This window comes from Serratia sp. KG1D (assembly GCF_037150675.1).
GTDB classification, from domain to species: domain Bacteria; phylum Pseudomonadota; class Gammaproteobacteria; order Enterobacterales; family Enterobacteriaceae; genus Serratia; species Serratia nematodiphila.
This window is the reverse complement of sequence record NZ_JBAGIH010000006.1, coordinates 18,525-45,394: the sequence shown is the minus strand read 5'-3', so window position 1 is coordinate 45,394 and position 26,870 is coordinate 18,525. Positions and strand designations below refer to the sequence as shown.

The window sequence follows — 26,870 nt, the reverse complement described above, 5'->3', positions numbered from 1 at the left end:
GAAGCAGGATGCTAAACGTCAGCCATCTTTCAGCAGAGTATCAGGGGCGGCCCGCGCTGCGTGACGTGTCGTTCCAGATCGCCGCCGGGCAACTGGTGGTGGTGCTCGGCCCATCGGGCTGCGGCAAGACCACGCTGCTGAATTTGATCGCCGGGTTTATCGAGCCTTCAGCTGGCAGCATCACGCTGGATGGAACGCCCGTTCACGGCCCGGGCGCCGAACGGGGCGTGGTGTTCCAGCATGAGGGCTTACTGCCGTGGCGTAACGTGGTGGACAACGTTGAGTTCGGCCTGCAGCTGGCCGGCATCGGCAAGGCGCAGCGCCGCCAGGTGGCGGAGCAGATGCTGCAGCGCGTGGGGCTGGCAGGCTATGAACAGCACTTCATCTGGCAGCTTTCCGGCGGCATGCGCCAACGCGTCGGCATTGCCCGCGCCCTGGCCGCCGATCCGCGTCTGCTGTTGCTGGATGAGCCGTTCGGTGCGTTGGACGCGTTCACGCGCGAGCAGATGCAGGAGTTGTTGTTGACCATCTGGCGAGATACCGGCAAACAGGTGCTGCTGATCACCCACGATATCGAAGAGGCGGTGTTCCTCGCCAGTGAACTGTTACTGCTGTCGCCGGGGCCGGGGCAGGTGGTGGAGCGGCTGTCGCTGAACTTCGGCCAGCGCTATGCCGACGGCGAAGCCTGCCGTGCCATCAAGTCCGATCCTGAATTTATCGCTCAGCGCGAATACGTGCTGGGCAAAGTTTTCCAACAGCGCGAGGCCTTGCTATGAGCCTGCATTCCACTCTGAAGGTCGCGGCGCAGCCGCAGGGCAAAGCGGCGCGCCGTTTCAGTGTGCCGCGCAACGTTTGGTTGAGCGGCGCCACGTTGTTGACGGTGTTGATCGTCTGGTGGGGCGTGACGGCGCTGCAGCTGATCAGCCCGCTGTTTTTGCCGGCGCCGCAGCAGGTGCTGCATCAGTTGATCACCATCGCCAGCCCGCAAGGCTTTATGGACGCCACGCTATGGCAGCATCTGGCGGCCAGCCTGGGGCGCATTTTGGTGGCGCTGCTGGCGGCGGTGATCGTCGGCATTCCGGTGGGCATCGCCATGGGGCTGAACGACACGGTGCGCGGCATCCTCGATCCGCTGATTGAGATCTATCGTCCGGTGCCGCCGCTGGCCTATCTGCCGCTGATGGTGATTTGGTTCGGCATCGGCGAGACCTCGAAAATCTTGCTGATTTATCTGGCGATCTTCGCGCCGGTGACGCTCTCCGCCGTGGCCGGCGTGCGCAGCGTGGCGCAGGTACGAGTGCGCGCTGCCCGCGCGTTGGGCGCCACGCGTTGGCAGGTGCTGCGTTTCGTGGTGCTGCCGAGCGCGCTGCCGGAGATCCTGACCGGCATTCGCATCGGGCTGGGCGTCGGCTGGTCGACGCTGGTGGCCGCCGAACTGATCGCCGCCACGCGCGGCCTGGGATTTATGGTGCAATCCGCCGGTGAGTTTTTGGCGACCGACGTGGTGTTGGCCGGCATCGGCGTGATTGCGGTGATTGCATTTGGGTTGGAGCTGGGGCTGCGCGCCCTGCAGCGCCGATTGACCCCGTGGCATGGAGTACAGCAATGAACGAACGTCTGAATATCACCCCGCTGGGGCCTTACATCGGGGCGCTGGTGGAAAACGTCGAATTGGCCCGGCCGTTGGGCGACGGCCAGTTTGAACAGCTTTATCATGCGTTGCTCAAGCATCAGGTGCTGTTCTTCCGCAACCAGCCGATCACGCCGTTGCAGCAGCGCGATCTGGCCGGGCGCTTCGGCGATCTGCATATCCATCCGGTCTATCCGCACGCCACCGACGTGGAAGAGATCATCGTGCTCGATACTCACGACGACAATCCGCCGGACAACGACAACTGGCACACCGACGTGACCTTTATCGAGAACCCGCCGCTGGGCGCGATCCTGGCGGCCAAGACCTTGCCTGCCACCGGCGGCGATACGCTGTGGGCCAGCGGCATCGCGGCCTACGAAGCGCTGTCGGCGCCGTTCAGAACGCTGCTCGCGGGGTTGCGCGCAGAGCATGACTTCACCAAGTCGTTCCCGGAGCACAAGCATCGCGGTAGCGAAGAAGAACACCAGCGCTGGCAACTGGCGGTGCAGAAAAACCCGCCGCTGCTGCATCCGGTGGTGCGCACTCACCCGGTCAGCGGCCGACAGGCGCTGTTCGTCAATGAAGGGTTCACCACGCGGATCGTGGATGTGGCGCCGAAGGAGAGCGATGCTTTACTGAATTTCCTGTTCGCTCACATCACTAAGCCGGAGTTTCAGGTGCGCTGGCGCTGGCAGGAAAATGACGTGGCGATCTGGGATAACCGCGTGACGCAGCACTACGCCAACGCGGATTATCTGCCGCAGCGGCGCATCATGCACCGCGCGACCATTCTGGGGGATAAACCTTTTTACAAGGCCTGAGGCTTAGGCTTCGAACGCCTGCGTTAACTGCTCCAGCTGTTCCTGCGCATCCAGCCAGGTCATTTCCGTCTCTTCCAGTGCGGATTTGGCCTGGCTTTGCTTTTGCAGGCAGTCGGTCAACTCGGCCTTGCGGCTGATGTCGTACAGCGCGGGATCCGCCAGCTGTTCCTCCACCGCCGCCAGTTCGGCGCCCAGTTTTTCCATCTGCTGTTCCAGCTTGGCGATCTGCTTGCGCAGCGGTTGGGTTTGCGTACGGAACTCCGCCTCGCGGCGTTTTTGATCCTTGCGCGCCTGCGCGCTGTTGCCGCCGCTCTCTTTTTCCGGCGCGTCCTGCTGGCTTTCCTGGCGCTGCAGGTCGACAAGCCACTGCTGATAATCGTCGAGATCGCCCTCGAAAGGCTCGACCTGGCCATCGTGCACCAGGTACAGATCGTCGGTGGTGGAGCGCAGCAGGTGACGGTCGTGGGATACCACCACCAACGCGCCTTCGAAATCGATCAGCGCCTCGGTCAGCGCCTGACGCATGTCGAGATCCAGGTGGTTGGTTGGTTCATCGAGCAGCAGCAGGTTCGGGCGCTGCCAGACGATCAGCGCCAGCACCAGCCGCGCCTTCTCGCCGCCGGAGAAACGCTCGGTCATTTCGCTGACCTTGTCGCCCTGGAAGCCGAAACCGCCCAGATAGTCGCGCAGCTGCTGCTCCAGCACCCTTGGGGCGATGCGGCTCAGGTGCTGCAGCGGCGATTCGTCGGCGCGCAAAAATTCCAGCTGATGCTGGGCGAAGTAACCCAGCTTGATGCCTTTCGCCAGGCCGATCTCGCCGCTCAGCGGCTCCAGGGTGCCGGCCAGCAGTTTGATCAGCGTCGATTTCCCGGCGCCGTTGCGGCCGAGCAGGCCAATGCGCGAGCCGGGCACCAGGTTCAGCTTGATTGACTTCAGGATCACTTTATCGCCATACCCGGCGCTGACTTTTTCCATGCGCAGCAGCGGGTTCGGCAGGCTTTCCGGCGGGCGGAAGCTGAAGGTGAACGGGTTGTCGACGTGCGCCGGGGCTATCAGCTCCATGCGCTCCAGCATCTTGATGCGGCTCTGCGCCTGTTTGGCCTTGGTGGCCTGCGCGCGGAAACGGTCGATATAGCTTTGCAGGTGCGCCACTTTCTCTTGCTGGTGCTGATACAGCGACTGCTGCTGCGCCAGCTTGGTAGCGCGCTGGCGTTCGAACGACGAGTAGTTGCCGGTGTACTCGTTCATCGTCTGCTGTTCGATATGCAGGATCTTGTCGACGATCGGATCGAGGAAGTCGCGGTCGTGCGAGATCAGCACCAGCGTGCCGGGATAGCTTTTCAGCCAGCGCTCCAGCCAGATCACCGCATCGAGATCCAGGTGGTTGGTCGGTTCGTCAAGCAGCAGCAGATCGGAACGGCACACCAGCGCCTGCGCCAGGTTGAGGCGCATGCGCCAGCCGCCGGAAAAGTCGCGCACCGGGCTTTGCAGCTGTTCGTTGGAGAAGCCGAGGCCGTGCAGCAGGCTGGCGGCGCGGGAACGGATGGTCCAGGCGTCGATGGCGTCCAGCTTGCCGTGCAGGGTGGCGATGGCGTGGCCGTCGTTGCGATCGTTGGCCGCCTGCAACTCGGCTTCAAGCTGGCGAAACTCGCGGTCGCCGTCGATAACATACTCGATCGCCGGCACGTCCAGCGCCGGCGTCTCCTGGTTGACCCAGGCCAGCGCCCAGTTGCCGGGGAAGGTGAAACTGCCGCCGTCCGCCGCGATCTCGCCCTTCAGCAGCGACAGCAGCGTGGATTTGCCGCAGCCGTTTTTGCCCACCAAGCCGACCTTCTGACCGGGATTAACCGTCGCCGTGGCGTTGTCCAGCAGGACGCGAATGCCGCGTCGGATTTGTAGCGAGGAGAATACAATCATAAAGCGCCGTATGTTCAGAGTATGTTAAATTATCATTAAGGTAACAGAACGCGCACCGCGCGCTGTTTTTGTCTTTGCGATGCATGGTAACGGAAAACCGCTACCCTGACGACGCTTTGGAGGGGAATGATGTCGCAGCCGCCCAAGGTCTTGCTGCTGTATGCCCATCCGGAATCCCATGACTCGGTGGCGAACCGGGTTTTGCTTCGACCGGCGCAGCAGTTGGAACATGTCACCGTGCACGATCTCTACGCGCACTATCCTGATTTTTTTATCGATATCCATCACGAACAACAGCTGCTGCGTGAGCATCAGGTCATCGTGTTTCAGCATCCTCTCTATACCTACAGCTGCCCGGCGCTGCTGAAGGAGTGGCTGGATCGCGTGCTGGCGCGCGGCTTCGCCAGCGGCGTGGGCGGCAATGCGCTGGCGGGCAAGTACTGGCGCTCGGTGATCACCACCGGCGAGCCGGAAGGCGCCTACCGCACCGGCGGTTATAACCACTATCCGATGGAAGATATCCTGCGGCCGTTCGAGCTGACCGCCGGGATGTGCCATATGCATTGGTTGACGCCGTTCGTGGTGTATTGGGCGCGGCGGCAAAAGCCGGAGGTGCTGCGCAGCCATGCGGACGCCTACGGGGACTGGCTGAGCCACCCGCTGCCGCACGGAGGACGATGATCATGGAAGGATCGACCTTACTGACCGCCATTTTGCTGTTCCTGTTCGCCGCGGTGGTGACGGTGCCGATCGCCCGTCGTCTGGGGATTGGCGCGGTGCTGGGCTATCTGATCGCCGGTATCGCCATCGGCCCGTGGGGATTGGGCTTCATTCGCGACGTTGACGAGATCCTGCACTTCTCTGAACTGGGCGTGGTGTTCCTGATGTTCATCATCGGCCTGGAGCTGAATCCCAGCAAGCTGTGGGAGCTGCGGCGCTCGATCTTCGGCGCCGGCGCCGGCCAGGTGTTGATCACCGCGGCGGTGCTGGGCGCATTGCTGTACCTGACGAACTTCGCCTGGCAGGCGGCGGTGATCGGCGGTATCGGCCTGGCGATGTCTTCCACCGCCATGGCGCTGCAGCTGATGCGCGAAAAGGGCATGAATCGCAACGAAGGCGGGCAGCTGGGTTTCTCGGTGCTGCTGTTCCAGGATATGGCGGTGATCCCGGCGCTGGCGTTGATCCCCATTCTGGCCGGCGCCGGCGGCACCAGCGACGACTGGGCGAAGATCGCGCTCAAGGTGGCGGCGTTCGGCGGCATGCTGATCGGCGGCCGCTTCCTGCTGCGGCCGCTGTTCCGCTATATCGCCGCTTCCGGCGTGCGCGAGATCTTCACTGCCGCGGCGCTGTTGCTGGTGCTCGGCTCGGCGCTGTTTATGGAGACGCTTGGCCTGTCGATGGCGCTCGGCACCTTCATTGCCGGCGTGCTGCTGGCGGAGAGCGAATACCGCCACGAACTGGAGATCTCCATCGAGCCGTTTAAAGGGCTGCTGCTGGGACTGTTCTTTATCTCGGTGGGCATGGTGTTGAATATCGGCGTGCTCTACACCCATCTGGCCGAGGTGTTGATCGGCGTACTGGCGCTGGTGGCGGTGAAATCCGGCGTGCTCTACGGCGTGTCGCGCCTGTTCGGCCTGCGTAGTTCGGTGCGCCTGCAGTTTGCCGGCGTGCTCAGCCAGGGCGGCGAGTTTGCCTTCGTGCTGTTTTCTGCGGCGGGCGCGCAAAAGGTGCTGCAGCCGGATCAACTCTCTTTGCTGCTGGTGGTGGTGACGCTGTCGATGATGACCACACCGCTACTCATGCAGGCCATCGACCGCATTTTGGCGCGCCGCTATAACGCCAAAGGCGAAGACGAGGAGACGCCGTACGTAGAGGACGACGATCCGCAGGTGATCATCGTTGGCTTCGGGCGTTTCGGCCAGGTGATCGGCCGCCTGTTGATGGCCAACAAAATGCGCATTACCGTACTGGAACGCGACGTCAGCGCCGTCGGCGTGCTGCGGCGTTACGGATATCAGGTTTATTACGGCGACGCCACCGAGCTGGAGCTGCTGCGCGCGGCGGGCGCCGAAAAGGCCAAGTCGATCGTGATCACCTGCAATGAGCCGGAAGACACCATGGAGATCGTGCGGCTGTGCCAGCAGCACTTCCCGAATCTGAGTATTCTGGCGCGGGCACGCGGCCGCGTGGAGGCGCATGAGTTGCTGCAGGCGGGCGTGAAACAGTTCAGCCGCGAAACCTTCTCCAGCGCGCTGGAACTGGGGCGCAAGGCGTTGATGGAGTTGGGCATGCACCCCCATCAGGCCTTCCGCGCCCAGCAGCATTTCCGCCGCCTGGATATGCGCATGCTGCGTGAACTGATGCCGCCGCATCAGGGCGACGTGGCGCAAATTTCCCGCGTGAAAGAGGCGCGGCGCGAGCTGGAAGAGCTGTTCCATCGCGAAATGCAAAAAGAAAGTCGCCAGTTTGACGGCTGGGATGAATACGAATAAGCGGGAGCATAACGATGTCTGCAACACGTAAGAGATTTATCGCCGGGGCGGTGTGCCCAAGCTGTAGCGCCATGGATACGCTGGCGGTGTGGCGGGAGGATCAGGTGGAAGTGGTGGAGTGCGTCAAGTGCGGCCATCACCAGCGCCAGACCGAGCAACAGGTGGAAAAACACGTTCGCCCGCAAGAGCAGGTGATCGGCATTTTTCAGCCGAAGTAGCGTTTTTTTATCCCGGAGGGTACAGCGAGGCAGATTTCCGTTACAATCTGTCCGGAAAAGGCGCGCATCCCGATAACGGTGCGCGTCCTAGTAGCCAACGGTAGGAGATATCATGAAAGTAGCAAAAGACTTGGTGGTCAGCCTGGCTTACCAAGTACGTACAGAAGACGGTGTTTTGGTTGATGAGTCTCCGGTGAGCGCACCGCTGGACTATCTGCACGGGCATGGTTCTCTGATCGCAGGTCTGGAAAAAGCGCTCGAAGGCCACGACGTTGGCGATCGTTTTGACGTTCACGTCGGCGCGAACGACGCGTACGGCAACTACGACGAAAACCTGGTGCAGCGCGTACCGAAAGACGTCTTCATGGGCGTTGACGAACTGCAGGTCGGCATGCGTTTCCTGGCTGACACCGATCAGGGCCCGGTACCGGTTGAAATCACCGAAGTTGACGGCGACCACGTGGTGGTTGACGGCAACCACATGCTGGCCGGCCAAAACCTGAACTTCAACGTGGAAGTTGTCGCGATCCGCGAAGCGACCGCAGAAGAACTGGCACACGGTCACGTACACGGCGAGCACGACCATCACCACGAACACGGTGAAGGCTGCTGCGGCGGTCACGGCCACAGCCACGATCACGACCATGGTCACGACCACGGTAAAGGCGGTTGCGGTAACGGCGGTTGCGGCTGCCACTAAGCAGAACGCGATCACGAGACAAGAGGGCGGCCATCGGCTGCCCTTTTTTATGCGCGGCGCACCGGGCGCCGAACAGCACGACAGGACATGTCATGGCCACCATGAAAGACGTTGCGCGCCGAGCCGGCGTTTCCACGGCCACCGTCAGCCGGGTGATCAATAATACCGCCTACGTTGAGCCGGTGACCCGCGAACGCGTCGAGAAGGCGATGCGCGAGTTTAACTACCACCGCAACGCCGCCGCGCTGGCGCTGGCGAAAAGAAGCGGCAATATGCTGGGGTTGCTGACCGGCAACCTCGACGATCCGTTTTTTTCACGCCTGGCGCGGGGCGTGGAAGACATCACGCGACAGGCCGGCGTGCGTTTGATGTTGTGCAGCGGCGGGCATCAGGCCGAACTGGAAAAAAGCGGCCTCGACTTTCTCATCAATCAGGGATGCGAAGCCATCGTGGCGCACGTCACGCGCATGGGGGAGGAGGAGCTGCTGCGCTACGCCGCCCACACGCCCGCGCTGGTGCTGATCAACCGTTACCTGCCCGCCATCGCCAACCGTTGCATCTGGCTCGACAACGCCAATGCGGCGCAGACGGCGACCAAGCTGCTCATTCGTCAGGGGCATCGGAGAATCGCCTGCGTGACGACGGATCTGCCGATCGACGACCGCGCGCAGCGGTTAGCGGGTTACCGCCAGGCCATGGCCGCCGGCGGCATTGAGGTGCCCGGCAGCTGGATCATCAGCGTGCCCTTCAATGAAAGAGGGGGCGAACTGGCGGCCGAGCGCGTTCTGGCCAGCGACCAACGCTTCACCGCCACAGTGACGTTCAACGACGTGATGGCCGCCGGCATGATGCGCACCTGCCACCAACGGCAAGTTCAGTTGCCTGAAGCGCTGTCAATCGTCGGTTTTGACGACATTGCCCTGGCGAAATATCTCCACCCCGCGTTGACCACCGTGCATTACCCCATCGAAAAAATGGCCCGCCGCGCCGCGCGTCTGGCGCTACAAATCCACAGCGGCAGCGACGTCGCGCCGCAGAACAACCGCTTTTCGGCCGAACTTATCCTGCGAGACTCCGTCGCCGATGGTGAGAGGACTGAGCAAAGCAAGCGCGGCGAATGAGAGGCGGCTCACATAACGCCATCTCATGAAACCGATTACATGGCCAGGGGCCTGCGCTCACATCCTCCGATTACCAAAGCCATTACGCTGTTGCAGTACCCCCCTCTTCAACAGGAGCCGTATATGGATAATAAGAAAACGCTCAACCTTGGGCTGGCGACGCTGCCGATTGTGGCCATGCTGTTGCTGCTCATCATCGGCTATGGCCAGTTTGGCCTGCGCATTGAACCACTGCTGCTGATGTCCGCCGCCATCGCCGCCGCGTTGGCCTGGTGGCAAGGCTACCGCTGGGATGACATCATCGGGGCCATCGTGGCCAAGCTGGCTAAGGCGATGCCGGTGATCTTGATCCTGATCTGCGTGGGCGGGCTGATCGGCACCTGGATGATCAGCGGCACAATCCCTTACATGGTGTATTGGGGGCTGAAGCTGATTAGCCCGCAATACATTCTGATCGCCGCGTTCTTCATCACCAGCGTGATCTCGGTGTGCACCGGTACCTCGTGGGGGGCGGCCGGCACCGTGGGCGTGGCGCTGATGGGCGTGGCCGCCGGTCTGGACGTGCCGCTGGCCGCCGCGGCCGGGGCGGTGGTGTCCGGCGCCTACTTCGGCGACAAAATTTCCCCGTTGTCCGATTCGACGAACTTCGCGGCTATCGTCGCGGATACCGATCTCTACAGCCATATCCAGCATCTGATGTACACGACGCTGCCGAGCTTCATCCTGGCCGCCGTGGTGTACCTGATCGCCGGCCACACCGGCGCGGTGGGCAGCGTGGCAACGCCGGAAAAAGTGACCGAAATCGTCAGCGCGCTTGAGGGGTTGTACCATTTCAATCTGCTGTTGATCCTGCCGCCGGTGCTGGTGCTGTGGGGCGCGGTGACCAAACGGCCGGTGATCCCCGTCATGCTGGCCGCCTGCGCGCTGGCGATCGCCATCGGCGTCGCGCTGCAGGGTTTTAGCCTGCAACAGGGGCTGAATGCGTTGATGGACGGTTTCAATCTGTCGATGTTCGCCAGCCAGGGCCATAACGTTGAAGGGATCGTCGCCGATGTGCCGCGCCTGCTGAACCGCGGCGGCATGTTCTCGATGATGAGTACGATCCTGCTGGTGTTCTGCGCCTTTTCCTTCGCCGGCGCCTTGACGCTGACCGGCGCGCTGACGGTGATCATCAGCCGGCTGCTGAAAGTGGTGCACACCACCGGTCAACTGATCGCCGCTACCGTTGCCACCACCATCCTGGTGACCGGCGCGACCAGCGACGGCAAGCTGGCGCTGCTGATCCCGGCGGAGCTGTTCAAAGGGGCCTATCGACGCATGGGGCTGGACAACAAAAACCTGTCGCGCACCGTCGAAGATGCGGGCACCGTCATCGAGCCGCTGATCCCGTGGACGGCCGCCGGTATTTACATGGCGACCACGCTGGGAGTGAGCACGCTCGATCTGCTGCCGTGGGCGATCCAATGTTATGTCGCAGTGGTGTTCGCCCTGATTTATGGCTTCACCGGCTTCGGTATCGCCAAACTCCAACCTCAGAACGACTTGCAGCGTAAGGAAGCCTGACATGACGAGTCATTTCAACGCCATCATCGATCGCCACAATACCGGCTCCGTGAAGTGGGACTTCATCGACCGCTATCTGCAACTGGACGGCAGCGAATTGTTGCCGATGTGGGTGTCCGATTTCGACTTTCCATGCCCGCCGGAGGTGCAACAGGCGCTGCATCAGCGGGTGGACCACGGCGTCTTTGGCTACAGCGAACGCGACGACGCCTACTACCAGGCGGCGATCGACTGGTTTGCCAAGCGGCACGACTTGCCGCTGCGGCGCGAGTGGTTCACGTCGATTGAAGGGGTGGTGCCGGGGTTGGCGATGCTGATCCAACTGCTCAGCAAGCCGGGGGACGGCGTGGTGGTGCAGGGGCCGTACTATGGCTCGTTCGCCAAGATAGTCACCATGAACGGCAGAGAGGTGATTGAAAATCCGCTGCTGGAAACCCCGCAGGGATACCGGATCGATTTCGACCAGCTGGCCGCCTGCCTGGCGCAGCGCAAACCGCCGCTGTTGTTGCTGTGCAATCCGCACAATCCGACTGGCCGTTGCTGGCGCCGCGAGGAACTGGAGCGGCTCATGGCGATCTGCCACGCCCACGATGTCACGGTGATCTCCGATGAAATTTGGGCCGATCTGCTGCTGCCCGGCGAGACGTTTACATCGGTGTTGCATCTGGACGAGGAATATCGCGAGCGGGTGATTGCGGCGACGTCCGCCAGCAAAACCTTCGGACTCTCTTCGCTGCGCATTTCGAATTTCCTGATCCCCAATGCCCGGCTGCGGCAGGCGTTTGTCGATCGGCTGAACGCCCACGGGCTGGATGTATTCAACGCGCTGTCGATGACGGCGGCGACCGCGGCCTATCAACGGGGCGCTGCCTGGCTTGATGAGCTGCTCGACTACCTGGCGGAGAATCGGCGCTGGTTTGAGCAGGCGCTGGCGGCCGCCGCGCCCTGGTGCACGATGACCCAGGCTGAAGGGACTTATCTCGCCTGGCTGGATTGCCGTGCACTGGGTTTGAACGATGCTGACTTACAGCAGGCGCTGGTGGCGGTGGCGAAGCTGGCGCCGTCGATGGGCAGCGGTTTCGGCCCGGAGGGGAGCGGTTTTATCCGCATCAACCTGGGGTGCCCGCGCCGCTATCTCGAGCGTGCCGTCGACGGGTTGGCACGCCTGAAATAACCGCGCAGCGGGCCCTCAATAGTGCGGCGGAGGGGTTTCTTCCGATTGCGAGGCGATCATTGAGGTTTGGGTCGAGCGCAGCTTGTCGGTCAACATGCGCAGGTGTTCGCGCATCTTCAGCATTTCCATCTGATGCTGGATGACGGTCTGGTTGAGCTCTTCGATGGTGAGCTCTTGGAAGGCCTGGCGGCTCTCCAGTTCTTCAAGCCGCTGTAGCAGGCGTTGAATGTCGGCGTTGTGCATGAGGCTACCTCTGACGCGATAAAATCCTGATTCGGCGTTATGGTAACAGCTGACGCCGGGTTTGCTCGCGCTATTTCTCCTGGCGGCGCGCAACGTTGCGATCGGCAGTGTAAAGTGCTGAAAAGTTGCACGCCCGATACGTCGTTTTTTGCTAACCTCGCCGAATATTCTGCAAGAAAAATCTGATTTATCATGCGAGTAGCACACAGGGGGAAACTTCTTGGCAAAGCGGGAGTCACACTTTGACTCGATTGGTTACCTGTGCGACTGTTTTGTTTTGTTTCAGGCAGCTATAGTAGCCCGGTTATCTTACCTAATGATTGTTTGGGGCATTGCTTCAGACACTGGAGAAATGGATGAAATCTTTGTTTAAAGTCACGCTTCTGGCAACCACCATGGCTTTTGCTCTGAATGCGACCCAGGTCATGGCAGCCGATGCCGCCAAACCGGCAGAAGCCGCTAAACCAGCGGACGCGGCGGCAGCACCGAGCACCGGCAAGTTCAAAAACGACGACGAGCAAGCCGCTTATGCACTGGGCGCCTCTCTCGGCCGTTACATGGACAACTCTCTGAAAGAGCAAGAGAAGCTGGGCATCAAGCTGGACAAAGATCAGCTGATCGCCGGCGTTCAGGACGCGTTCGCCAACAAGAGCAAGCTGAACGACGCCGACATCGAGAAGACCCTTCAGGGCTTCGAAGCGCGCGTGAAGGCTTCCGCGCAGGCGAAGATGGAACAGGACGCCAAGGACAACGAAACCAAAGGTGCCAAGTACCGCGACAGCTTCGCGAAAGAAAAAGGCGTGAAGAAAACCGAATCCGGCCTGCTGTACCAGGTAGAGAAACCGGGCGCGGGTGAAGCACCGAAAGACAGCGACACCGTGGTAGTAAACTACAAAGGCACCCTGACCGACGGTACTGAGTTCGATAACTCCTACACCCGCGGCGAGCCGCTGTCGTTCCGTCTGGATGGCGTGATCCCGGGCTGGACCGAAGGCCTGAAGCACATCAAGAAAGGCGGCAAAATCAAGCTGGTGATCCCGCCGGCATTGGCCTACGGCAAAACCGGCGTTCCGGGCATCCCGGCTAACTCCACGCTGGTGTTCGACGTTGAGCTGCTGGACGTGAAAGCGGCGCCGAAAGCCGACGCTAAAGCCGAAAAATCGGCTGACGCGAAAGCAGACGCTAAAGCGAAATAATCTCGTCGCTCTGTTTGCCACCGCCGCGAATGCTCTCCGCGGCGGTTTTCATTTCGACCGCCGCCGCTTCTCTCTCCATTGAACGCTTGACGCCTGCCGGGCATCGGGCTTAACGTCAATACCACGCGCAAACGCAAGGACTTTGCTCCGGCCGCTTTGCTAGACTAATAATTCTGACTTATCAGTCATGCGTCTGCCCCTTAGGGCGTGTACCTAAAATTGTTCCCGGCCGCCTCGCCCGCGGATGTCATCGTGCCGTTTATGCTGCTCTCAGCCAGCCGCGCTGCGGCGTGCCGACGACGGCAGCGATCCGGTTCGAGCGGTTTTAGCTGCGCCCCCTGGCACAGGCGATCTATGAGGGTGGTATCTTCGATGTCGAATTCGCTTTTATCCAGCGAAGCCAGCGAACTTGATTTGCTGAATGAACGTCCGTTTACTCAAACGGATCATGAAATCCTGAAATCCTATGAAGCGGTGGTCGATGGGCTGGCGATGTTGATCGGCGGCCACTGTGAGATCGTATTGCACGCGCTGGAAGATCTGAACAGCTCAGCGGTGCGCATCGCCAACGGGGAACATACCGGGCGTAAAATCGGTTCGCCGATCACCGACCTGGCGCTGCGCATGCTGCACGACATGGCCGGCGACGACAGCAGCGTGTCGAAAGCCTACTTCACCCGCGCCAAGAGCGGCGTGCTGATGAAGTCGGTGACCATCGCCATTCGCAATCGCGAACAGCGGGTAATCGGCTTGTTGTGCATCAACATGAACCTCGATGTGCCGTTCTCGCAGATCATGCAGACCTTTATGCCGCCGGCCACGCAGGACGTGCCGTCGTCGGTGAATTTCGCGTCTTCAGTCGACGATCTGGTGGCGCAGACGCTGGAGTTCACCATCGAAGAGGTGAATGCCGATCGCTCGGTATCCAATAACGCCAAGAACCGCCAGGTAGTGCTAAACCTCTATGAGAAAGGCATCTTCGACATCAAGGATGCGATCAATCAGGTGGCGGATCGCCTGAATATCTCCAAACACACCGTGTATTTGTACATTCGCCAGTTCAAGAGCGGCGATCTGTTGGGAAACGACCGTTGATGCTCGATTATTGTCTGTTGGTCACCGGCCCGGCTTACGGCACGCAGCAGGCCAGCAGCGCCTATCAGTTCGCTCAGGCCCTGCTGGCGAAAGGGCACCGGCTTTCCAGCGTCTTTTTCTACCGTGAAGGGGTGTTGAACGCCAACCAGCTGACCGCGCCCGCCAGCGATGAGTTCGACCTGGTGCGCGGTTGGACGCAGCTGGCTCAGCAACACGGCGTGGCGCTCAACGTCTGCGTGGCCGCCGCGTTGCGCCGCGGCGTCGCCGACGAGCAGGAGGCGGCGCAGCAGGGGCTGGCAAGCGCCAACCTGCAGCCCGGTTTTACCCTGAGCGGGCTGGGTTCCCTGGCCGAAGCGTCGCTAAGTTGCGACCGTCTGGTGCAGTTCTGAGGATAGGATGAAACGAGTCGCTTTTGTTTTCACCCATGGGCCGCACGGCGGCGCCAGCGGCAGAGAAGGGCTGGATGCGCTGCTCGCCACGTCGGCGCTCAGTGAAGATGTGGGGGTGTTTTTTGTCGGCGATGGCGTATTGCAGCTGTTGCCGGGCCAACAGCCGGAAAAGATTTTGGCGCGCAATTACATTGCCACCTTTGGCGTGCTGCCGCTGTATGACGTGGAGCGGTGCTATCTGTGCCAGGCTTCACTGCAGGAACGCGGACTGAGCCAGGTGACCGATTGGGTGCTGGACGCCGAGGTGCTGGCGCCGGACGAACTGCGCCGCGAACTGGCCGGCTACGACGCCGTGATGACGTTTTAGGATCCTCTGATGCTGTATACCCTGAGCCATTCGCCAAACCAATGTGACCTGCCTGCGCTGCTGCGCCTGACGGCGCAGGGCGACGCGCTGTTGCTGCTGCAGGACGGCGTGCTGGCAGGCCTTGCCGGCAGCGCTCATCTTGAATTGCTGCTCGCCGCCCCCATATCCCTTTATGCGCTGCAGGACGACCTGGAAGCCCGGGGATTGGTTGGTCATTTTTCGCACAAAATCACTGTCGTCGGCTATAATCACTTCGTTGAATTAACCGAACAACACCGCAGCCAAATGGCCTGGTGATGAGAGTGATGTTGTATATTTCTTGACACCCATACTGGTCAGCCATAAAATTCTGCGTCCTCGTACTTTGCCAGTAGTGCATACGAGGGGATTTATCACATGTTTACGAAGCTAGTACGAAGCAAAAACCAGGAGCTTTTTTAATGGCAACAATTAACCAGCTGGTTCGCAAACCACGCTCTGTGAAGGCTGCTAAAAGCAACGTTCCAGCGCTGGAAGCCTGCCCGCAGAAACGTGGCGTATGCACCCGCGTATATACCACTACCCCGAAAAAACCAAACTCCGCACTGCGTAAAGTTTGCCGTGTGCGTTTGACCAACGGTTTCGAAGTGACTTCCTACATCGGTGGCGAAGGCCACAACCTGCAGGAACACTCCGTAATCCTGATCCGTGGCGGTCGTGTAAAAGACTTGCCAGGTGTGCGTTACCACACCGTCCGTGGTGCACTTGACTGCTCCGGTGTTAAAGACCGTAAGCAAGCTCGTTCCAAGTACGGCGTGAAGAAGCCAAAGGCTTAATGGTTCTCCGTTAAGTAAGGCCAAACGTTTTAACTTTAATGTCAAAATAAACTCGTAGAGTTTTGGACAATCCTGAATTAACAACGGAGTATTTCCATGCCACGTCGTCGCGTAATCGGCCAACGTAAAATCCTGCCAGATCCTAAGTTCGGATCTGAGCTGCTGGCCAAATTTGTAAATATCCTGATGGTAGACGGTAAAAAATCTACTGCAGAAGCAATCGTCTATACCGCGCTGGAGACCCTGGCTCAGCGTTCTGGTAAAGATCACCTGGAAGCTTTCGAAGTCGCTCTCGACAACGTTCGCCCGACTGTAGAAGTTAAGTCGCGTCGCGTTGGCGGTTCTACTTATCAGGTACCAGTTGAAGTCCGCCCGGTTCGTCGTAATGCTCTGGCAATGCGTTGGATCGTTGATGCTGCACGTAAACGCGGTGATAAATCCATGGCTCTGCGCCTGGCGAACGAGCTGTCTGACGCAGCAGAGAACAAAGGTTCTGCTGTTAAGAAGCGTGAAGACGTTCACCGTATGGCCGAAGCCAACAAGGCGTTCGCCCACTACCGCTGGTAATCATCCGGCTGTAGTCATGCTAACCAAGCGGGCGCGTCAAATCGGCCCGCTTGGGTTAACTGAACTTGAACGCCCTAGGAATAGAGGAATCAAATGGCTCGTACAACACCCATTGCACGCTACCGTAACATCGGTATCAGTGCTCACATCGACGCCGGTAAAACCACCACTACCGAACGTATTCTGTTCTACACCGGTGTAAACCACAAAATCGGTGAAGTTCATGACGGCGCTGCCACCATGGACTGGATGGAACAGGAGCAGGAGCGTGGTATTACCATCACTTCTGCAGCGACTACTGCCTTCTGGTCTGGTATGGCCAAGCAGTTCGAACCGCATCGCGTAAACATCATCGACACCCCAGGGCACGTTGACTTCACCATCGAAGTAGAACGTTCCATGCGTGTGCTGGATGGCGCGGTAATGGTTTACTGTGCTGTTGGTGGTGTTCAGCCACAGTCTGAAACCGTATGGCGTCAGGCTAACAAATACAAAGTGCCACGTATCGCGTTCGTTAACAAAATGGACCGTATGGGCGCTAACTTCCTGAAAGTTGTAGGCCAGATCAAAACTCGTCTGGGCGCCAACCCTGTTCCTCTGCAGCTGGCTATCGGCGCAGAAGACAAATTCACCGGCGTTATCGACCTGGTGAAGATGAAGGCGATCAACTGGAACGAAGAAGACGCAGGCGTAACCTTCGAATACGAAGACGTGCCGGCTGACATGATGGATCTGGCTGAAGAATGGCGCCAGAACCTGATCGAGTCCGCTGCGGAAGCTTCCGAAGAGCTGATGGAAAAATACCTGGGCGGCGAAGAGCTGACCGAGGAAGAAATCAAATCCGCTCTGCGTCAGCGCGTGCTGAACAACGAAATCATCCTGGTTACCTGTGGTTCTGCGTTCAAGAACAAAGGCGTACAGGCGATGCTGGATGCGGTAATCGAATACCTGCCGGCACCAACTGACGTTCCTGCGATCAACGGTATCCTGGACGATGGCAAAGACACTCCGGCTGAGCGTCACGCAAGTGATGACGAGCCGTTCTCTGCGCTGGCGTTCAAAATCGCTACCGACCCGTTCGTGGGTAACCTGACCTTCTTCCGCGTGTACTCCGGCGTTGTTAACTCCGGCGACACCGTGCTGAACTCCGTTAAGGCTGCGCGCGAGCGTTTCGGCCGTATCGTTCAGATGCACGCCAACAAGCGTGAAGAGATCAAAGAAGTTCGCGCAGGCGACATCGCCGCTGCGATCGGTCTGAAAGACGTGACCACCGGGGACACCCTGTGTGATCCAGACTCTCCAATCATCCTGGAGCGTATGGAATTCCCTGAGCCGGTAATCTCTATCGCCGTTGAACCAAAAACCAAAGCTGACCAAGAAAAAATGGGTCTGGCTCTGGGCCGTCTGGCTAAAGAAGACCCGTCATTCCGCGTATGGACTGACGAAGAGTCTAACCAGACCATCATCGCCGGTATGGGTGAACTGCACCTCGACATCATCGTTGACCGCATGAAGCGTGAATTCAACGTTGAAGCTAACGTGGGCAAACCTCAGGTAGCTTACCGCGAAGCGATTCGCGCGAAGATTACCGATGTTGAAGGTAAGCACGCCAAGCAGTCTGGTGGTCGCGGTCAGTACGGTCACGTTGTGATCGACATGTACCCACTGGAGCCGGGCTCTAACCCGAAAGGTTACGAGTTCATCAACGACATCAAAGGTGGTGTAATTCCTGGCGAATACATCCCTGCCGTTGATAAAGGCATCCAGGAGCAGCTGAAGTCTGGTCCGTTGGCTGGTTACCCGGTAGTAGACATGGGTATTCGTCTGCACTTCGGTTCTTACCACGACGTTGACTCCTCTGAACTGGCGTTTAAACTGGCCGCGTCTATCGCCTTTAAAGAAGGCTTTAAGAAAGCGAAACCAGTTCTGCTTGAGCCTATCATGAAGGTTGAAGTTGAGACTCCAGAAGAGAACACCGGTGACGTTATCGGTGACTTGAGCCGTCGTCGCGGCATGCTGCGTGGTCAGGAATCTGAAGTGACTGGCGTTAAGATCCACGCTGAAGTACCGTTGTCCGAAATGTTCGGCTACGCAACTCAGCTGCGTTCTCTGACTAAAGGTCGCGCATCATACACCATGGAATTCCTGAAGTATGATGATGCACCGAACAACGTCGCTCAGGCCGTAATCGAAGCCCGTGGCAAATAAGCCGCAGGGTTAAAACCAAAGTCCCGTGCTCTCTCCAGAAGGGGAGAGCGCTATAGTAAGGAATATAGCCGTGTCTAAAGAAAAATTTGAACGTACAAAACCGCACGTTAACGTTGGTACTATCGGCCACGTTGACCACGGTAAAACTACCCTGACTGCAGCGATCACCACCGTACTGGCTAAAACCTACGGCGGTTCTGCACGTGCTTTCGACCAGATCGATAACGCGCCAGAAGAAAAAGCTCGTGGTATTACCATCAACACCTCCCACGTTGAGTATGACACCCCGACTCGTCACTACGCGCACGTTGACTGCCCAGGGCACGCCGACTACGTGAAAAACATGATCACCGGTGCTGCTCAGATGGACGGCGCGATCCTGGTAGTAGCTGCGACTGACGGCCCAATGCCTCAGACTCGTGAGCACATCCTGCTGGGTCGTCAGGTTGGCGTTCCTTTCATCATCGTATTCATGAACAAATGCGACATGGTTGATGATGAAGAGCTGCTGGAACTGGTAGAAATGGAAGTTCGCGAACTGCTGTCCGCTTACGACTTCCCAGGCGACGACCTGCCAGTAATCCGCGGTTCCGCGCTGAAAGCGCTGGAAGGCGAAGCTGAGTGGGAAGCGAAAATCATCGAACTGGCCGAAGCCCTGGACAGCTACATCCCAGAGCCAGAGCGTGCAATCGACAAGCCGTTCCTGCTGCCAATCGAAGACGTATTCTCCATCTCCGGTCGTGGTACCGTTGTTACCGGTCGTGTTGAGCGCGGTATCATCAAAGTTGGCGAAGAAGTTGAAATCGTTGGTATCAAAGACACCGTTAAGTCTACCTGTACTGGCGTTGAAATGTTCCGCAAACTGCTGGACGAAGGCCGTGCTGGTGAGAACGTTGGTGTTCTGCTGCGTGGTATCAAACGTGAAGAAATCGAACGTGGTCAGGTACTGGCTAAGCCAGGCTCCATCAAGCCGCACACCCAGTTCGAATCTGAAGTGTACATCCTGAGCAAAGATGAAGGTGGTCGTCACACGCCATTCTTCAAAGGCTACCGTCCACAGTTCTACTTCCGTACTACTGACGTGACCGGTACCATCGAACTGCCAGAAGGCGTAGAGATGGTAATGCCAGGCGACAACGTGAACATGAAAGTTACCCTGATTCACCCAATCGCGATGGACGACGGTCTGCGTTTCGCAATCCGTGAAGGCGGCCGTACTGTAGGCGCTGGTGTTGTTGCTAAAGTTATCGCTTAATCGCGAATAATTTTTCGACACAAAAAGGGGCACTTCGGTGCCCTTTTTTTATGCAATTTGTATAAATCTTAATTGAAATAAAAACCATTCCTATTTAGACTCAATACATTGGTTAAGAAGTGAGTCTCTCTATGTATGTATGTCTGTGTAATGCGGTGACTGACAAAGCGATCCGTAATGCGGTGCGTCAGCACAACCCCCATACCATGAAGCAGCTGCGTGAACTTGTGCCGATTGGTACCGATTGTGGAAAGTGCATTCGTCAGGCAAGACAGATTATGGTGGAGGAACGCGGAACTATCATCCCAATGCATGAAGTTGCCTAACAAAGGGTAAGGTTATTTTTGACTCTTGGCTTACAGGTTCTACACTTTTAGAACTGGCCAGGAGGAGTTACCTATGAAAGGCGATAAAAAGATCATTGCTCACCTCAACAAGCTGCTCGGCAACGAGCTGGTTGCCATCAATCAATATTTCCTGCACGCCCGCATGTTCAAGAATTGGGGCTTAATGCGCCTCAACGATAAGGAATACCACGAGTCGATCGACGAAATGAAACATGCCGATCGCTACATCGAGCGTATCCTGTTCCTGGAAGGAATACCTAATCTGCAGGACCTCGGTAAGCTGAACATCGGCGAAGACATTGAAGAGATGCTGCGTTCCGATCTGGCGCTGGAATTGGCGGGCGCCAAGAATCTGCGCGAAGGTATCGCCTACGCCGACTCGATTCACGATTATGTCAGCCGTGATTTGATGATCGACATTCTGGCCGATGAAGAAGAGCATATCGACTGGCTGGAAACCGAGCTGGATCTGATTGCTCGCCTCGGTATTCAAAACTATGCCCAGGCCCAGATTTTAGAACGCAAAGAGTAAGCCTGCCTTCCGTTCGTCATCGCCTCTCCTGCCGGCGACCGTTTTTACGGCGGGGCAGGGGAGCTGCCCGCTAAGCATAATTCATACCTTGATCGCCACCTTCATCCCGTGATCGTCGCTGAACGTGCAAAAATGACGATTTCCTGAGCATATTTCCAACTGCGGCTTGCTTCCTGGGCCATTTTGCGTATAATGCGCGGGCTTACCTAATCTTGGTAAGCCTGATTTTAGCGAATCAGTCGATTGGCAGGCCTTTTTTGCCTTTCGAACAATACTCCCGATATGGGGGTTATATGTTGACGATTACACTCCCCCATCAATCGAAATGGGTGTGAGGAGTAATTATTTACGTTTATAAATAATTGGAGCTCTGGTCTCATGCAGAACCAAAGAATCCGTATCCGCCTGAAAGCGTTTGATCATCGTCTGATCGATCAATCAACCGCGGAAATCGTCGAGACTGCAAAGCGCACTGGTGCGCAAGTCCGTGGTCCGATCCCGCTGCCAACTCGCAAAGAGCGCTTTACCGTTCTGATCTCTCCGCACGTCAACAAAGACGCGCGCGATCAGTACGAGATTCGCACTCACAAGCGTCTGGTTGACATCGTTGAGCCAACCGAGAAAACCGTTGATGCTCTGATGCGTCTGGATCTGGCTGCCGGTGTAGACGTGCAGATCAGCCTGGGTTAATCAGGTCATTGAGCGATTGAGAGGTTGAAACAATGATTGGTTTAGTCGGTAAAAAAGTGGGTATGACCCGTATCTTCACTGAAGATGGCGTTTCTATCCCAGTAACCGTAATTGAAATTGAAGCGAACCGCGTGACTCAGGTTAAAAGCCTGGACACCGACGGTTACCGTGCCGTTCAGGTTACCACTGGTAGCAAAAAAGCTAACCGTGTAACCAAGCCGGAAGCGGGCCATTTCGCTAAAGCTGGCGTTGAAGCTGGCCGTGGTCTGTGGGAATTCCGCCTGGAAGAAGGTCAAGAATTCGCTGCAGGTCAGGAAATTAGCGTAGAAATCTTCGCTGACGTTAAAAAAGTCGATGTTACCGGTACTTCTAAAGGTAAAGGTTTTGCTGGCACTGTTAAGCGCTGGAACTTCCGTACCCAAGACGCTACCCACGGTAACTCCTTGTCTCACCGCGTTCCGGGTTCTATCGGTCAGAACCAGACTCCGGGCAAAGTGTTCAAAGGCAAGAAAATGGCTGGCCACCTGGGTGATGAGCGCGTAACCGTTCAAAGCCTGGACGTAGTACGTGTTGACGCTGAGCGCAACCTGCTGCTGGTTAAGGGTGCTGTACCGGGCGCAACCGGTGGCAACCTGATCGTTAAACCAGCTGTGAAGGCGTAAGGGGATAGCAATGGAATTAGTATTGAAAGACGCGCAAAGCGCGCTGACTGTTTCCGAAACTACCTTCGGTCGTGATTTCAACGAAGCGCTGGTACACCAGGTTGTTGTTGCTTATGCAGCAGGTGCCCGTCAAGGTACTCGTGCTCAGAAGACCCGTGCTGAAGTAACTGGTTCCGGCAAAAAGCCATGGCGTCAGAAAGGCACCGGCCGTGCGCGTTCAGGTTCTGTAAAGAGCCCGATCTGGCGTTCAGGCGGCGTGACCTTTGCTGCTAAGCCACAGGACCACAGTCAGAAAGTAAACAAAAAGATGTACCGCGGCGCGCTGAAAAGCATCCTGTCCGAACTGGTACGTCAAGATCGTCTGATCGTTGTCGAGAAGTTCTCTGTAGAAGCGCCTAAAACTAAGCTGCTGGCACAGAAACTGAAAGATATGGCTCTGGAAGACGTGCTGATCGTGACCGGTGAACTGGATGAGAATCTGTTCCTGGCAGCTCGCAACCTGTACAAGGTTGACGTGCGCGATGTAGCAGGTATCGATCCGGTTAGCCTGATCGCCTTCGACAAAGTGGTTATGACTGCTGATGCTGTGAAGCAAGTTGAGGAGATGCTGGCATGATCCGTGAAGAACGTTTGCTGAAAGTGCTGCGTGCACCGCACGTATCTGAAAAAGCATCCGCTGCGATGGAAAAAAGCAACACCATCGTTCTCAAAGTTGCCAAAGACGCGACCAAAGCAGAAATCAAAGCTGCAGTGCAGAAACTGTTTGAAGTCGAAGTCAAAGACGTGAACACCCTGGTAGTTAAAGGGAAAGTGAAGCGTCACGGTCAGCGTGTTGGTCGTCGTAGCGACTGGAAAAAAGCTTACGTCACCCTGAAAGAAGGCCAGAATCTGGACTTCATCGGCGGCGCAGAGTAAGTCGGAGGAGTAAGAACAATGGCAATTGTTAAATGTAAACCTACATCTCCGGGTCGTCGCCACGTTGTTAAAGTGGTTAACCCTGAGCTGCACAAGGGTAAACCTTATGCCCCGCTGCTGGAAAAACTGAGCAAAAGCGGTGGTCGTAACAACAATGGCCGTATCACCACCCGTCATATCGGTGGTGGCCACAAGCAACATTATCGTCTGGTTGACTTCAAGCGCAACAAAGACGGTATCCCTGCTGTGGTTGAGCGTCTGGAGTACGATCCGAACCGTTCCGCGAACATCGCGCTGGTTCTGTACAAAGACGGCGAACGCCGTTACATCCTGGCGCCGAAAGGCCTGAAAGCTGGTGACCAGATTCAATCTGGCGTTGATGCTGCAATCAAAGCGGGTAACACCCTGCCGATGCGCAACATTCCAGTTGGTTCAACGGTTCACAACGTAGAAATGAAACCAGGTAAAGGCGGCCAGATGGCTCGCTCCGCTGGTGCCTACGTTCAGATCGTTGCTCGTGATGGTTCCTACGTAACTCTGCGTCTGCGCTCCGGCGAAATGCGTAAAGTTCCAGCTGATTGCCGCGCCACCCTGGGTGAAGTCGGTAACGCTGAACACATGCTTCGCGTTCTGGGTAAAGCAGGTGCTGCACGTTGGCGTGGTGTTCGTCCTACCGTTCGCGGTACGGCGATGAACCCGGTAGATCACCCGCACGGTGGTGGTGAAGGTCGTAACTTTGGTAAGCACCCGGTAACTCCGTGGGGCGTTCAGACCAAAGGTAAGAAGACCCGTAGCAACAAGCGTACTGATAAGTTCATCGTACGTCGCCGTAGCAAAAAATAATTAGAGGATAAGCCATGCCACGTTCTCTCAAGAAAGGTCCTTTTATTGACCTGCACTTGCTGAAGAAGGTAGAGAAAGCGGTGGAAAGCGGTGACAAGAAGCCTTTGCGCACTTGGTCCCGTCGTTCAACGATCTTTCCTAACATGATCGGTTTGACCATCGCTGTCCATAATGGTCGTCAGCACGTACCAGTGTTCGTTTCCGATGAAATGGTCGGTCACAAACTGGGTGAATTCGCGCCGACTCGTACTTATCGCGGCCATGCGGCTGATAAAAAAGCTAAAAAGCGCTAAGGTAGGAGGAAGAGATGGAAACTATCGCTAAACATCGCCACGCTCGTTCTTCTGCTCAGAAGGTTCGCCTTGTTGCTGACCTGATTCGCGGTAAGAAAGTGTCGCAAGCTCTGGAAACTCTGACCTACACCAACAAGAAAGCTGCTGGTCTGGTTAAGAAAGTGCTGGAGTCTGCCATTGCTAACGCAGAACACAACGATGGCGCTGACATCGATGATCTGAAAGTTACGAAAATCTTCGTAGACGAAGGCCCAAGCATGAAGCGCATTATGCCGCGTGCAAAAGGTCGTGCAGATCGCATCCTGAAGCGCACCAGCCACATTACTGTGGTTGTGTCCGATCGCTGAGACTCTGGAGACTAGCAATGGGTCAGAAAGTACATCCTAATGGTATTCGCCTGGGTATTGTCAAACCTTGGAACTCTACTTGGTATGCGAATACCAAAGAATTCGCTGACAACCTGGACAGCGACTTTAAAGTTCGTCAATTCCTGACTAAGGAACTGTCGAAAGCTTCCGTTTCTCGCATCGTTATCGAGCGTCCTGCGAAGAGCATCCGTGTGACCATTCACACTGCTCGCCCAGGCATCGTTATCGGCAAGAAAGGTGAAGACGTCGAAAAACTGCGCAAGGTCGTAGCGGACATCGCTGGCGTTCCTGCACAGATCAACATCGCCGAAGTCCGTAAACCGGAACTCGACGCTAAATTGGTTGCTGACAGCATCACTTCTCAGCTGGAACGTCGCGTTATGTTCCGTCGTGCTATGAAGCGTGCAGTACAGAACGCAATGCGTCTTGGCGCTAAAGGTATCAAAGTTGAAGTAAGCGGCCGTCTTGGCGGCGCTGAAATCGCACGTACCGAATGGTACCGCGAAGGTCGTGTTCCATTGCACACTCTGCGTGCGGACATCGACTACAACACATCTGAAGCGCACACCACTTATGGTGTAATCGGCGTTAAGGTATGGATCTTCAAAGGTGAGATCCTGGGTGGTATGGCTGCAGTTGAACAACCGGAACCGGCTGCTCAACCTAAAAAGCAGCAGCGTAAAGGCCGCAAGTAAGGAGAGTCGCTGATGTTACAACCAAAGCGTACAAAATTCCGTAAGGTGCACAAGGGCCGCAACCGTGGTCTGGCGCAAGGTACGGATGTTAGCTTCGGCACTTTCGGTCTGAAAGCTGTTGGCCGTGGCCGTCTGACTGCTCGTCAAATCGAAGCAGCTCGTCGTGCAATGACTCGTGCAGTTAAGCGTCAAGGCAAGATCTGGATCCGTGTATTCCCGGACAAACCGATCACCGAGAAGCCGCTGGAAGTGCGTATGGGTAAAGGTAAGGGTAACGTGGAGTATTGGGTTGCCCTGATCCAGCCTGGTAAGGTCCTGTACGAAATGGACGGCGTGCCAGAAGAGGTTGCCCGCGAGGCATTCAAACTGGCAGCAGCGAAACTGCCGATCAAAACCACCTTTGTAACTAAGACGGTGATGTAATGAAAGCACAAGAGCTGCGTGAAAAAAGCGTTGAAGAGCTGAATGCCGAGCTGCTCAACCTGCTGCGTGAGCAATTCAACTTGCGCATGCAGGCGGCCAGTGGCCAGCTGCAACAAACTCACCTGTTGAAACAAGTGCGTCGTGACGTCGCACGCGTTAAGACTTTACTGACTCAAAAGGCGGGTGTGTAAATGACTGAAGTTATCCGTACCCTGCAGGGTCGTGTTGTTAGCGATAAAATGGAGAAATCCATCGTTGTTGCTATCGAGCGTACTGTGAAGCACCCAATCTACGGGAAATTCATCAAACGTACGACCAAGCTGCACGTACATGACGAGAACAACGAATGTGGTACCGGCGACGTGGTGGAAATCCGCGAATGCCGCCCACTGTCCAAGACCAAGTCCTGGACGTTGGTTCGCGTTGTAGAGAAAGCGATTCTGTAATAGAGTAGCTGGCTCTCACTTAATAAACGGCTCAGAAAATGAGCCGTTTATTTTTTCTACCCATACCAAGTAAGCGGTGTTATAATGCTGCGCCCTCGGTTATGGGGCTTTTCAACGGCCTAATTTTTACTTGGGTCTTTAAAGTAGTAGTTGACATTAGCGGAGCACTAAAATGATCCAAGAACAGACTATGCTGAACGTCGCCGACAACTCCGGTGCACGTCGCGTAATGTGTATCAAGGTTCTAGGTGGCTCGCACCGTCGCTACGCAGGCGTCGGCGACATCATCAAAATTACCATCAAGGAAGCAATTCCTCGCGGTAAGGTGAAGAAAGGCGATGTTCTGAAGGCGGTAGTGGTGCGCACCAAGAAGGGTGTACGTCGCCCGGACGGTTCTGTCATTCGCTTCGATGGCAATGCATGCGTTATTTTGAACAATAACAGCGAGCAGCCAATCGGTACGCGTATTTTTGGGCCGGTAACTCGTGAACTGCGTAATGAGAAGTTCATGAAAATTATCTCTCTGGCACCAGAAGTACTCTAAGGAGCGAACATGGCAGCGAAGATCCGTCGTGATGACGAAGTTATCGTGATTACCGGGAAAGACAAAGGTAAGCGCGGTAAAGTAAAAAATGTCCTGTCTGCTGGCAAGGTCATTGTTGAAGGCATCAACCTGGTTAAGAAACACCAGAAGCCGGTTCCGGCTCTGAACCAACCAGGCGGCATTGTTGAGAAAGAAGCTGCAATTCAGGTTTCTAACATTGCTATCTTCAACGCGGCTACCGGCAAGGCTGACCGTGTAGGCTTTAGATTCGAAGACGGCAAAAAAGTCCGTTTCTTCAAGTCTAACAGCGAAACTATCAAGTAATTTGGAGTAATACG

General features: G+C 56.9%; 36 protein-coding genes. 34 read left to right on the top strand and 2 right to left on the bottom strand.

Annotated elements, in window-relative coordinates:
- Nucleotides 1-8: 8 nt before the first annotated feature.
- The 3 genes from tauB to tauD are packed head-to-tail and all read left to right on the top strand — an operon-like array spanning nucleotide 9 to nucleotide 2,454.
- Complete coding sequence (gene tauB, locus WFM45_RS22400) at nucleotides 9-776, top strand: taurine ABC transporter ATP-binding subunit (protein ID WP_082997506.1); 768 nt, start codon at nucleotides 9-11, stop codon at nucleotides 774-776.
- The gene (tauC, locus tag WFM45_RS22395) at nucleotides 773-1,609 is read left to right on the top strand and encodes a taurine ABC transporter permease TauC (RefSeq protein WP_336957276.1); all 837 of its coding nucleotides are present in this window, start codon (nucleotides 773-775) and stop codon (nucleotides 1,607-1,609) included. The genes tauB and tauC overlap by 4 nt, the downstream gene beginning before the upstream one ends.
- Nucleotides 1,606-2,454: a taurine dioxygenase gene (gene tauD, locus WFM45_RS22390; protein ID WP_004930389.1), complete on the top strand. Its 849-nt coding sequence runs from the start codon at nucleotides 1,606-1,608 to the stop codon at nucleotides 2,452-2,454. Before tauC ends, tauD begins: the two co-directional genes overlap by 4 nt.
- A 3-nt stretch (nucleotides 2,455-2,457) precedes the next feature.
- On the opposite strand, the gene WFM45_RS22385 is transcribed toward tauD, so the two are convergent.
- On the bottom strand, nucleotides 2,458-4,371 hold the full coding sequence (locus WFM45_RS22385; protein WP_015379276.1) for an ABC transporter ATP-binding protein: 1,914 nt from the start codon (nucleotides 4,369-4,371) through the stop codon (nucleotides 2,458-2,460).
- A 129-nt stretch (nucleotides 4,372-4,500) separates the two neighbouring features.
- Between WFM45_RS22385 and kefG the strand changes: the two genes are divergently transcribed.
- From kefG to WFM45_RS22350, 7 genes are all read left to right on the top strand, one after another.
- A complete protein-coding gene (gene kefG, locus WFM45_RS22380; protein WP_004930395.1) occupies nucleotides 4,501-5,052 on the top strand; it encodes a glutathione-regulated potassium-efflux system ancillary protein KefG in 552 nt (183 codons plus the stop codon).
- A gap of 2 nt (nucleotides 5,053-5,054) precedes the next feature.
- Complete coding sequence (kefB, locus tag WFM45_RS22375; protein ID WP_060560391.1) at nucleotides 5,055-6,863, top strand: glutathione-regulated potassium-efflux system protein KefB; 1,809 nt, start codon at nucleotides 5,055-5,057, stop codon at nucleotides 6,861-6,863.
- A gap of 14 nt (nucleotides 6,864-6,877) precedes the next feature.
- Nucleotides 6,878-7,081, top strand: a complete 204-nt coding sequence (locus WFM45_RS22370; protein WP_015379274.1) for a YheV family putative zinc ribbon protein — start codon at nucleotides 6,878-6,880, stop codon at nucleotides 7,079-7,081.
- A gap of 112 nt (nucleotides 7,082-7,193) precedes the next feature.
- On the top strand, nucleotides 7,194-7,781 hold the full coding sequence (gene slyD, locus WFM45_RS22365) for a peptidylprolyl isomerase (protein ID WP_004930407.1): 588 nt from the start codon (nucleotides 7,194-7,196) through the stop codon (nucleotides 7,779-7,781).
- A 92-nt stretch (nucleotides 7,782-7,873) separates the two neighbouring features.
- Nucleotides 7,874-8,902: a LacI family DNA-binding transcriptional regulator gene (locus WFM45_RS22360; RefSeq protein WP_336957271.1), complete on the top strand. Its 1,029-nt coding sequence runs from the start codon at nucleotides 7,874-7,876 to the stop codon at nucleotides 8,900-8,902.
- Nucleotides 8,903-9,025: 123 nt separating this feature from the next.
- On the top strand, nucleotides 9,026-10,465 hold the full coding sequence (gene nhaC, locus WFM45_RS22355; protein ID WP_033631939.1) for a Na+/H+ antiporter NhaC: 1,440 nt from the start codon (nucleotides 9,026-9,028) through the stop codon (nucleotides 10,463-10,465).
- Between the two features lies 1 nt (nucleotide 10,466).
- On the top strand, nucleotides 10,467-11,639 hold the full coding sequence (locus tag WFM45_RS22350) for a MalY/PatB family protein (protein ID WP_060557847.1): 1,173 nt from the start codon (nucleotides 10,467-10,469) through the stop codon (nucleotides 11,637-11,639).
- Between the two features lie 15 nt (nucleotides 11,640-11,654).
- Here the strand turns inward: WFM45_RS22350 and WFM45_RS22345 are convergent, their stop codons facing one another.
- Nucleotides 11,655-11,882, bottom strand: a complete 228-nt coding sequence (locus WFM45_RS22345; protein ID WP_004930414.1) for a SlyX family protein — start codon at nucleotides 11,880-11,882, stop codon at nucleotides 11,655-11,657.
- A 356-nt stretch (nucleotides 11,883-12,238) separates the two neighbouring features.
- On the opposite strand from WFM45_RS22345, the gene fkpA reads away from it, so the two are divergent.
- From fkpA to rplX, 24 genes are all read left to right on the top strand, one after another.
- A complete protein-coding gene (gene fkpA, locus WFM45_RS22340) occupies nucleotides 12,239-13,078 on the top strand; it encodes an FKBP-type peptidyl-prolyl cis-trans isomerase (RefSeq protein ID WP_015379270.1) in 840 nt (279 codons plus the stop codon).
- 372 nt (nucleotides 13,079-13,450) lie between these two features.
- Nucleotides 13,451-14,173 (top strand): helix-turn-helix transcriptional regulator, encoded by a 723-nt coding sequence (locus tag WFM45_RS22335; RefSeq protein ID WP_033631941.1) that lies wholly within the window; start codon nucleotides 13,451-13,453, stop codon nucleotides 14,171-14,173.
- Entirely contained in the window at nucleotides 14,173-14,562 is a 390-nt protein-coding gene (tusD, locus tag WFM45_RS22330; RefSeq protein ID WP_033631942.1) for a sulfurtransferase complex subunit TusD, read from the top strand. The genes WFM45_RS22335 and tusD overlap by 1 nt, the downstream gene beginning before the upstream one ends.
- A gap of 7 nt (nucleotides 14,563-14,569) precedes the next feature.
- Nucleotides 14,570-14,929 (top strand): sulfurtransferase complex subunit TusC, encoded by a 360-nt coding sequence (gene tusC / locus WFM45_RS22325; RefSeq protein WP_033631943.1) that lies wholly within the window; start codon nucleotides 14,570-14,572, stop codon nucleotides 14,927-14,929.
- 9 nt (nucleotides 14,930-14,938) lie between these two features.
- Nucleotides 14,939-15,226, top strand: coding sequence for a sulfurtransferase complex subunit TusB (gene tusB / locus WFM45_RS22320; protein ID WP_004930424.1), 288 nt, complete (start codon nucleotides 14,939-14,941; stop codon nucleotides 15,224-15,226).
- Between the two features lie 143 nt (nucleotides 15,227-15,369).
- The gene (gene rpsL / locus WFM45_RS22315; RefSeq protein ID WP_004930426.1) at nucleotides 15,370-15,744 is read left to right on the top strand and encodes a 30S ribosomal protein S12; all 375 of its coding nucleotides are present in this window, start codon (nucleotides 15,370-15,372) and stop codon (nucleotides 15,742-15,744) included.
- A gap of 96 nt (nucleotides 15,745-15,840) precedes the next feature.
- A complete protein-coding gene (gene rpsG / locus WFM45_RS22310) occupies nucleotides 15,841-16,311 on the top strand; it encodes a 30S ribosomal protein S7 (RefSeq protein ID WP_004956203.1) in 471 nt (156 codons plus the stop codon).
- 93 nt (nucleotides 16,312-16,404) lie between these two features.
- The gene (fusA, locus tag WFM45_RS22305) at nucleotides 16,405-18,519 is read left to right on the top strand and encodes an elongation factor G (RefSeq protein ID WP_004930429.1); all 2,115 of its coding nucleotides are present in this window, start codon (nucleotides 16,405-16,407) and stop codon (nucleotides 18,517-18,519) included.
- A 70-nt stretch (nucleotides 18,520-18,589) separates the two neighbouring features.
- Complete coding sequence (tuf, locus tag WFM45_RS22300) at nucleotides 18,590-19,774, top strand: elongation factor Tu (RefSeq protein WP_015379267.1); 1,185 nt, start codon at nucleotides 18,590-18,592, stop codon at nucleotides 19,772-19,774.
- A gap of 131 nt (nucleotides 19,775-19,905) precedes the next feature.
- Nucleotides 19,906-20,100 (top strand): bacterioferritin-associated ferredoxin, encoded by a 195-nt coding sequence (gene bfd, locus WFM45_RS22295; protein WP_015379266.1) that lies wholly within the window; start codon nucleotides 19,906-19,908, stop codon nucleotides 20,098-20,100.
- A gap of 73 nt (nucleotides 20,101-20,173) precedes the next feature.
- Nucleotides 20,174-20,653 (top strand): bacterioferritin, encoded by a 480-nt coding sequence (gene bfr, locus WFM45_RS22290; RefSeq protein ID WP_004929784.1) that lies wholly within the window; start codon nucleotides 20,174-20,176, stop codon nucleotides 20,651-20,653.
- A gap of 378 nt (nucleotides 20,654-21,031) precedes the next feature.
- Complete coding sequence (rpsJ, locus tag WFM45_RS22285) at nucleotides 21,032-21,343, top strand: 30S ribosomal protein S10 (protein WP_001181005.1); 312 nt, start codon at nucleotides 21,032-21,034, stop codon at nucleotides 21,341-21,343.
- 32 nt (nucleotides 21,344-21,375) lie between these two features.
- Complete coding sequence (gene rplC, locus WFM45_RS22280; protein ID WP_015379265.1) at nucleotides 21,376-22,005, top strand: 50S ribosomal protein L3; 630 nt, start codon at nucleotides 21,376-21,378, stop codon at nucleotides 22,003-22,005.
- Nucleotides 22,006-22,015: 10 nt separating this feature from the next.
- On the top strand, nucleotides 22,016-22,621 hold the full coding sequence (gene rplD, locus WFM45_RS22275) for a 50S ribosomal protein L4 (protein WP_004929779.1): 606 nt from the start codon (nucleotides 22,016-22,018) through the stop codon (nucleotides 22,619-22,621).
- Nucleotides 22,618-22,920, top strand: coding sequence for a 50S ribosomal protein L23 (rplW, locus tag WFM45_RS22270; RefSeq protein ID WP_004929776.1), 303 nt, complete (start codon nucleotides 22,618-22,620; stop codon nucleotides 22,918-22,920). Before rplD ends, rplW begins: the two co-directional genes overlap by 4 nt.
- Before the next feature lie 18 nt (nucleotides 22,921-22,938).
- Nucleotides 22,939-23,763, top strand: a complete 825-nt coding sequence (gene rplB / locus WFM45_RS22265; protein ID WP_004929775.1) for a 50S ribosomal protein L2 — start codon at nucleotides 22,939-22,941, stop codon at nucleotides 23,761-23,763.
- Nucleotides 23,764-23,777: 14 nt separating this feature from the next.
- Complete coding sequence (gene rpsS, locus WFM45_RS22260) at nucleotides 23,778-24,056, top strand: 30S ribosomal protein S19 (protein ID WP_004929772.1); 279 nt, start codon at nucleotides 23,778-23,780, stop codon at nucleotides 24,054-24,056.
- A gap of 14 nt (nucleotides 24,057-24,070) precedes the next feature.
- Nucleotides 24,071-24,403 carry a 50S ribosomal protein L22 gene (gene rplV / locus WFM45_RS22255; RefSeq protein ID WP_002223844.1) on the top strand — a complete coding sequence of 111 codons (333 nt, stop codon included), beginning with the start codon at nucleotides 24,071-24,073 and terminating at the stop codon, nucleotides 24,401-24,403.
- A 17-nt stretch (nucleotides 24,404-24,420) separates the two neighbouring features.
- Entirely contained in the window at nucleotides 24,421-25,119 is a 699-nt protein-coding gene (rpsC, locus tag WFM45_RS22250) for a 30S ribosomal protein S3 (RefSeq protein WP_004929766.1), read from the top strand.
- Between the two features lie 12 nt (nucleotides 25,120-25,131).
- The gene (gene rplP / locus WFM45_RS22245) at nucleotides 25,132-25,542 is read left to right on the top strand and encodes a 50S ribosomal protein L16 (protein ID WP_004929764.1); all 411 of its coding nucleotides are present in this window, start codon (nucleotides 25,132-25,134) and stop codon (nucleotides 25,540-25,542) included.
- On the top strand, nucleotides 25,542-25,733 hold the full coding sequence (rpmC, locus tag WFM45_RS22240; protein ID WP_004929762.1) for a 50S ribosomal protein L29: 192 nt from the start codon (nucleotides 25,542-25,544) through the stop codon (nucleotides 25,731-25,733). The genes rplP and rpmC overlap by 1 nt, the downstream gene beginning before the upstream one ends.
- Nucleotides 25,734-25,988, top strand: coding sequence for a 30S ribosomal protein S17 (gene rpsQ / locus WFM45_RS22235; RefSeq protein WP_004929760.1), 255 nt, complete (start codon nucleotides 25,734-25,736; stop codon nucleotides 25,986-25,988). It begins immediately after the preceding gene.
- A 172-nt stretch (nucleotides 25,989-26,160) separates the two neighbouring features.
- Nucleotides 26,161-26,532 carry a 50S ribosomal protein L14 gene (gene rplN / locus WFM45_RS22230; RefSeq protein ID WP_000613954.1) on the top strand — a complete coding sequence of 124 codons (372 nt, stop codon included), beginning with the start codon at nucleotides 26,161-26,163 and terminating at the stop codon, nucleotides 26,530-26,532.
- 9 nt (nucleotides 26,533-26,541) lie between these two features.
- Entirely contained in the window at nucleotides 26,542-26,856 is a 315-nt protein-coding gene (rplX, locus tag WFM45_RS22225; RefSeq protein ID WP_004929758.1) for a 50S ribosomal protein L24, read from the top strand.
- Nucleotides 26,857-26,870: the final 14 nt, after the last annotated feature.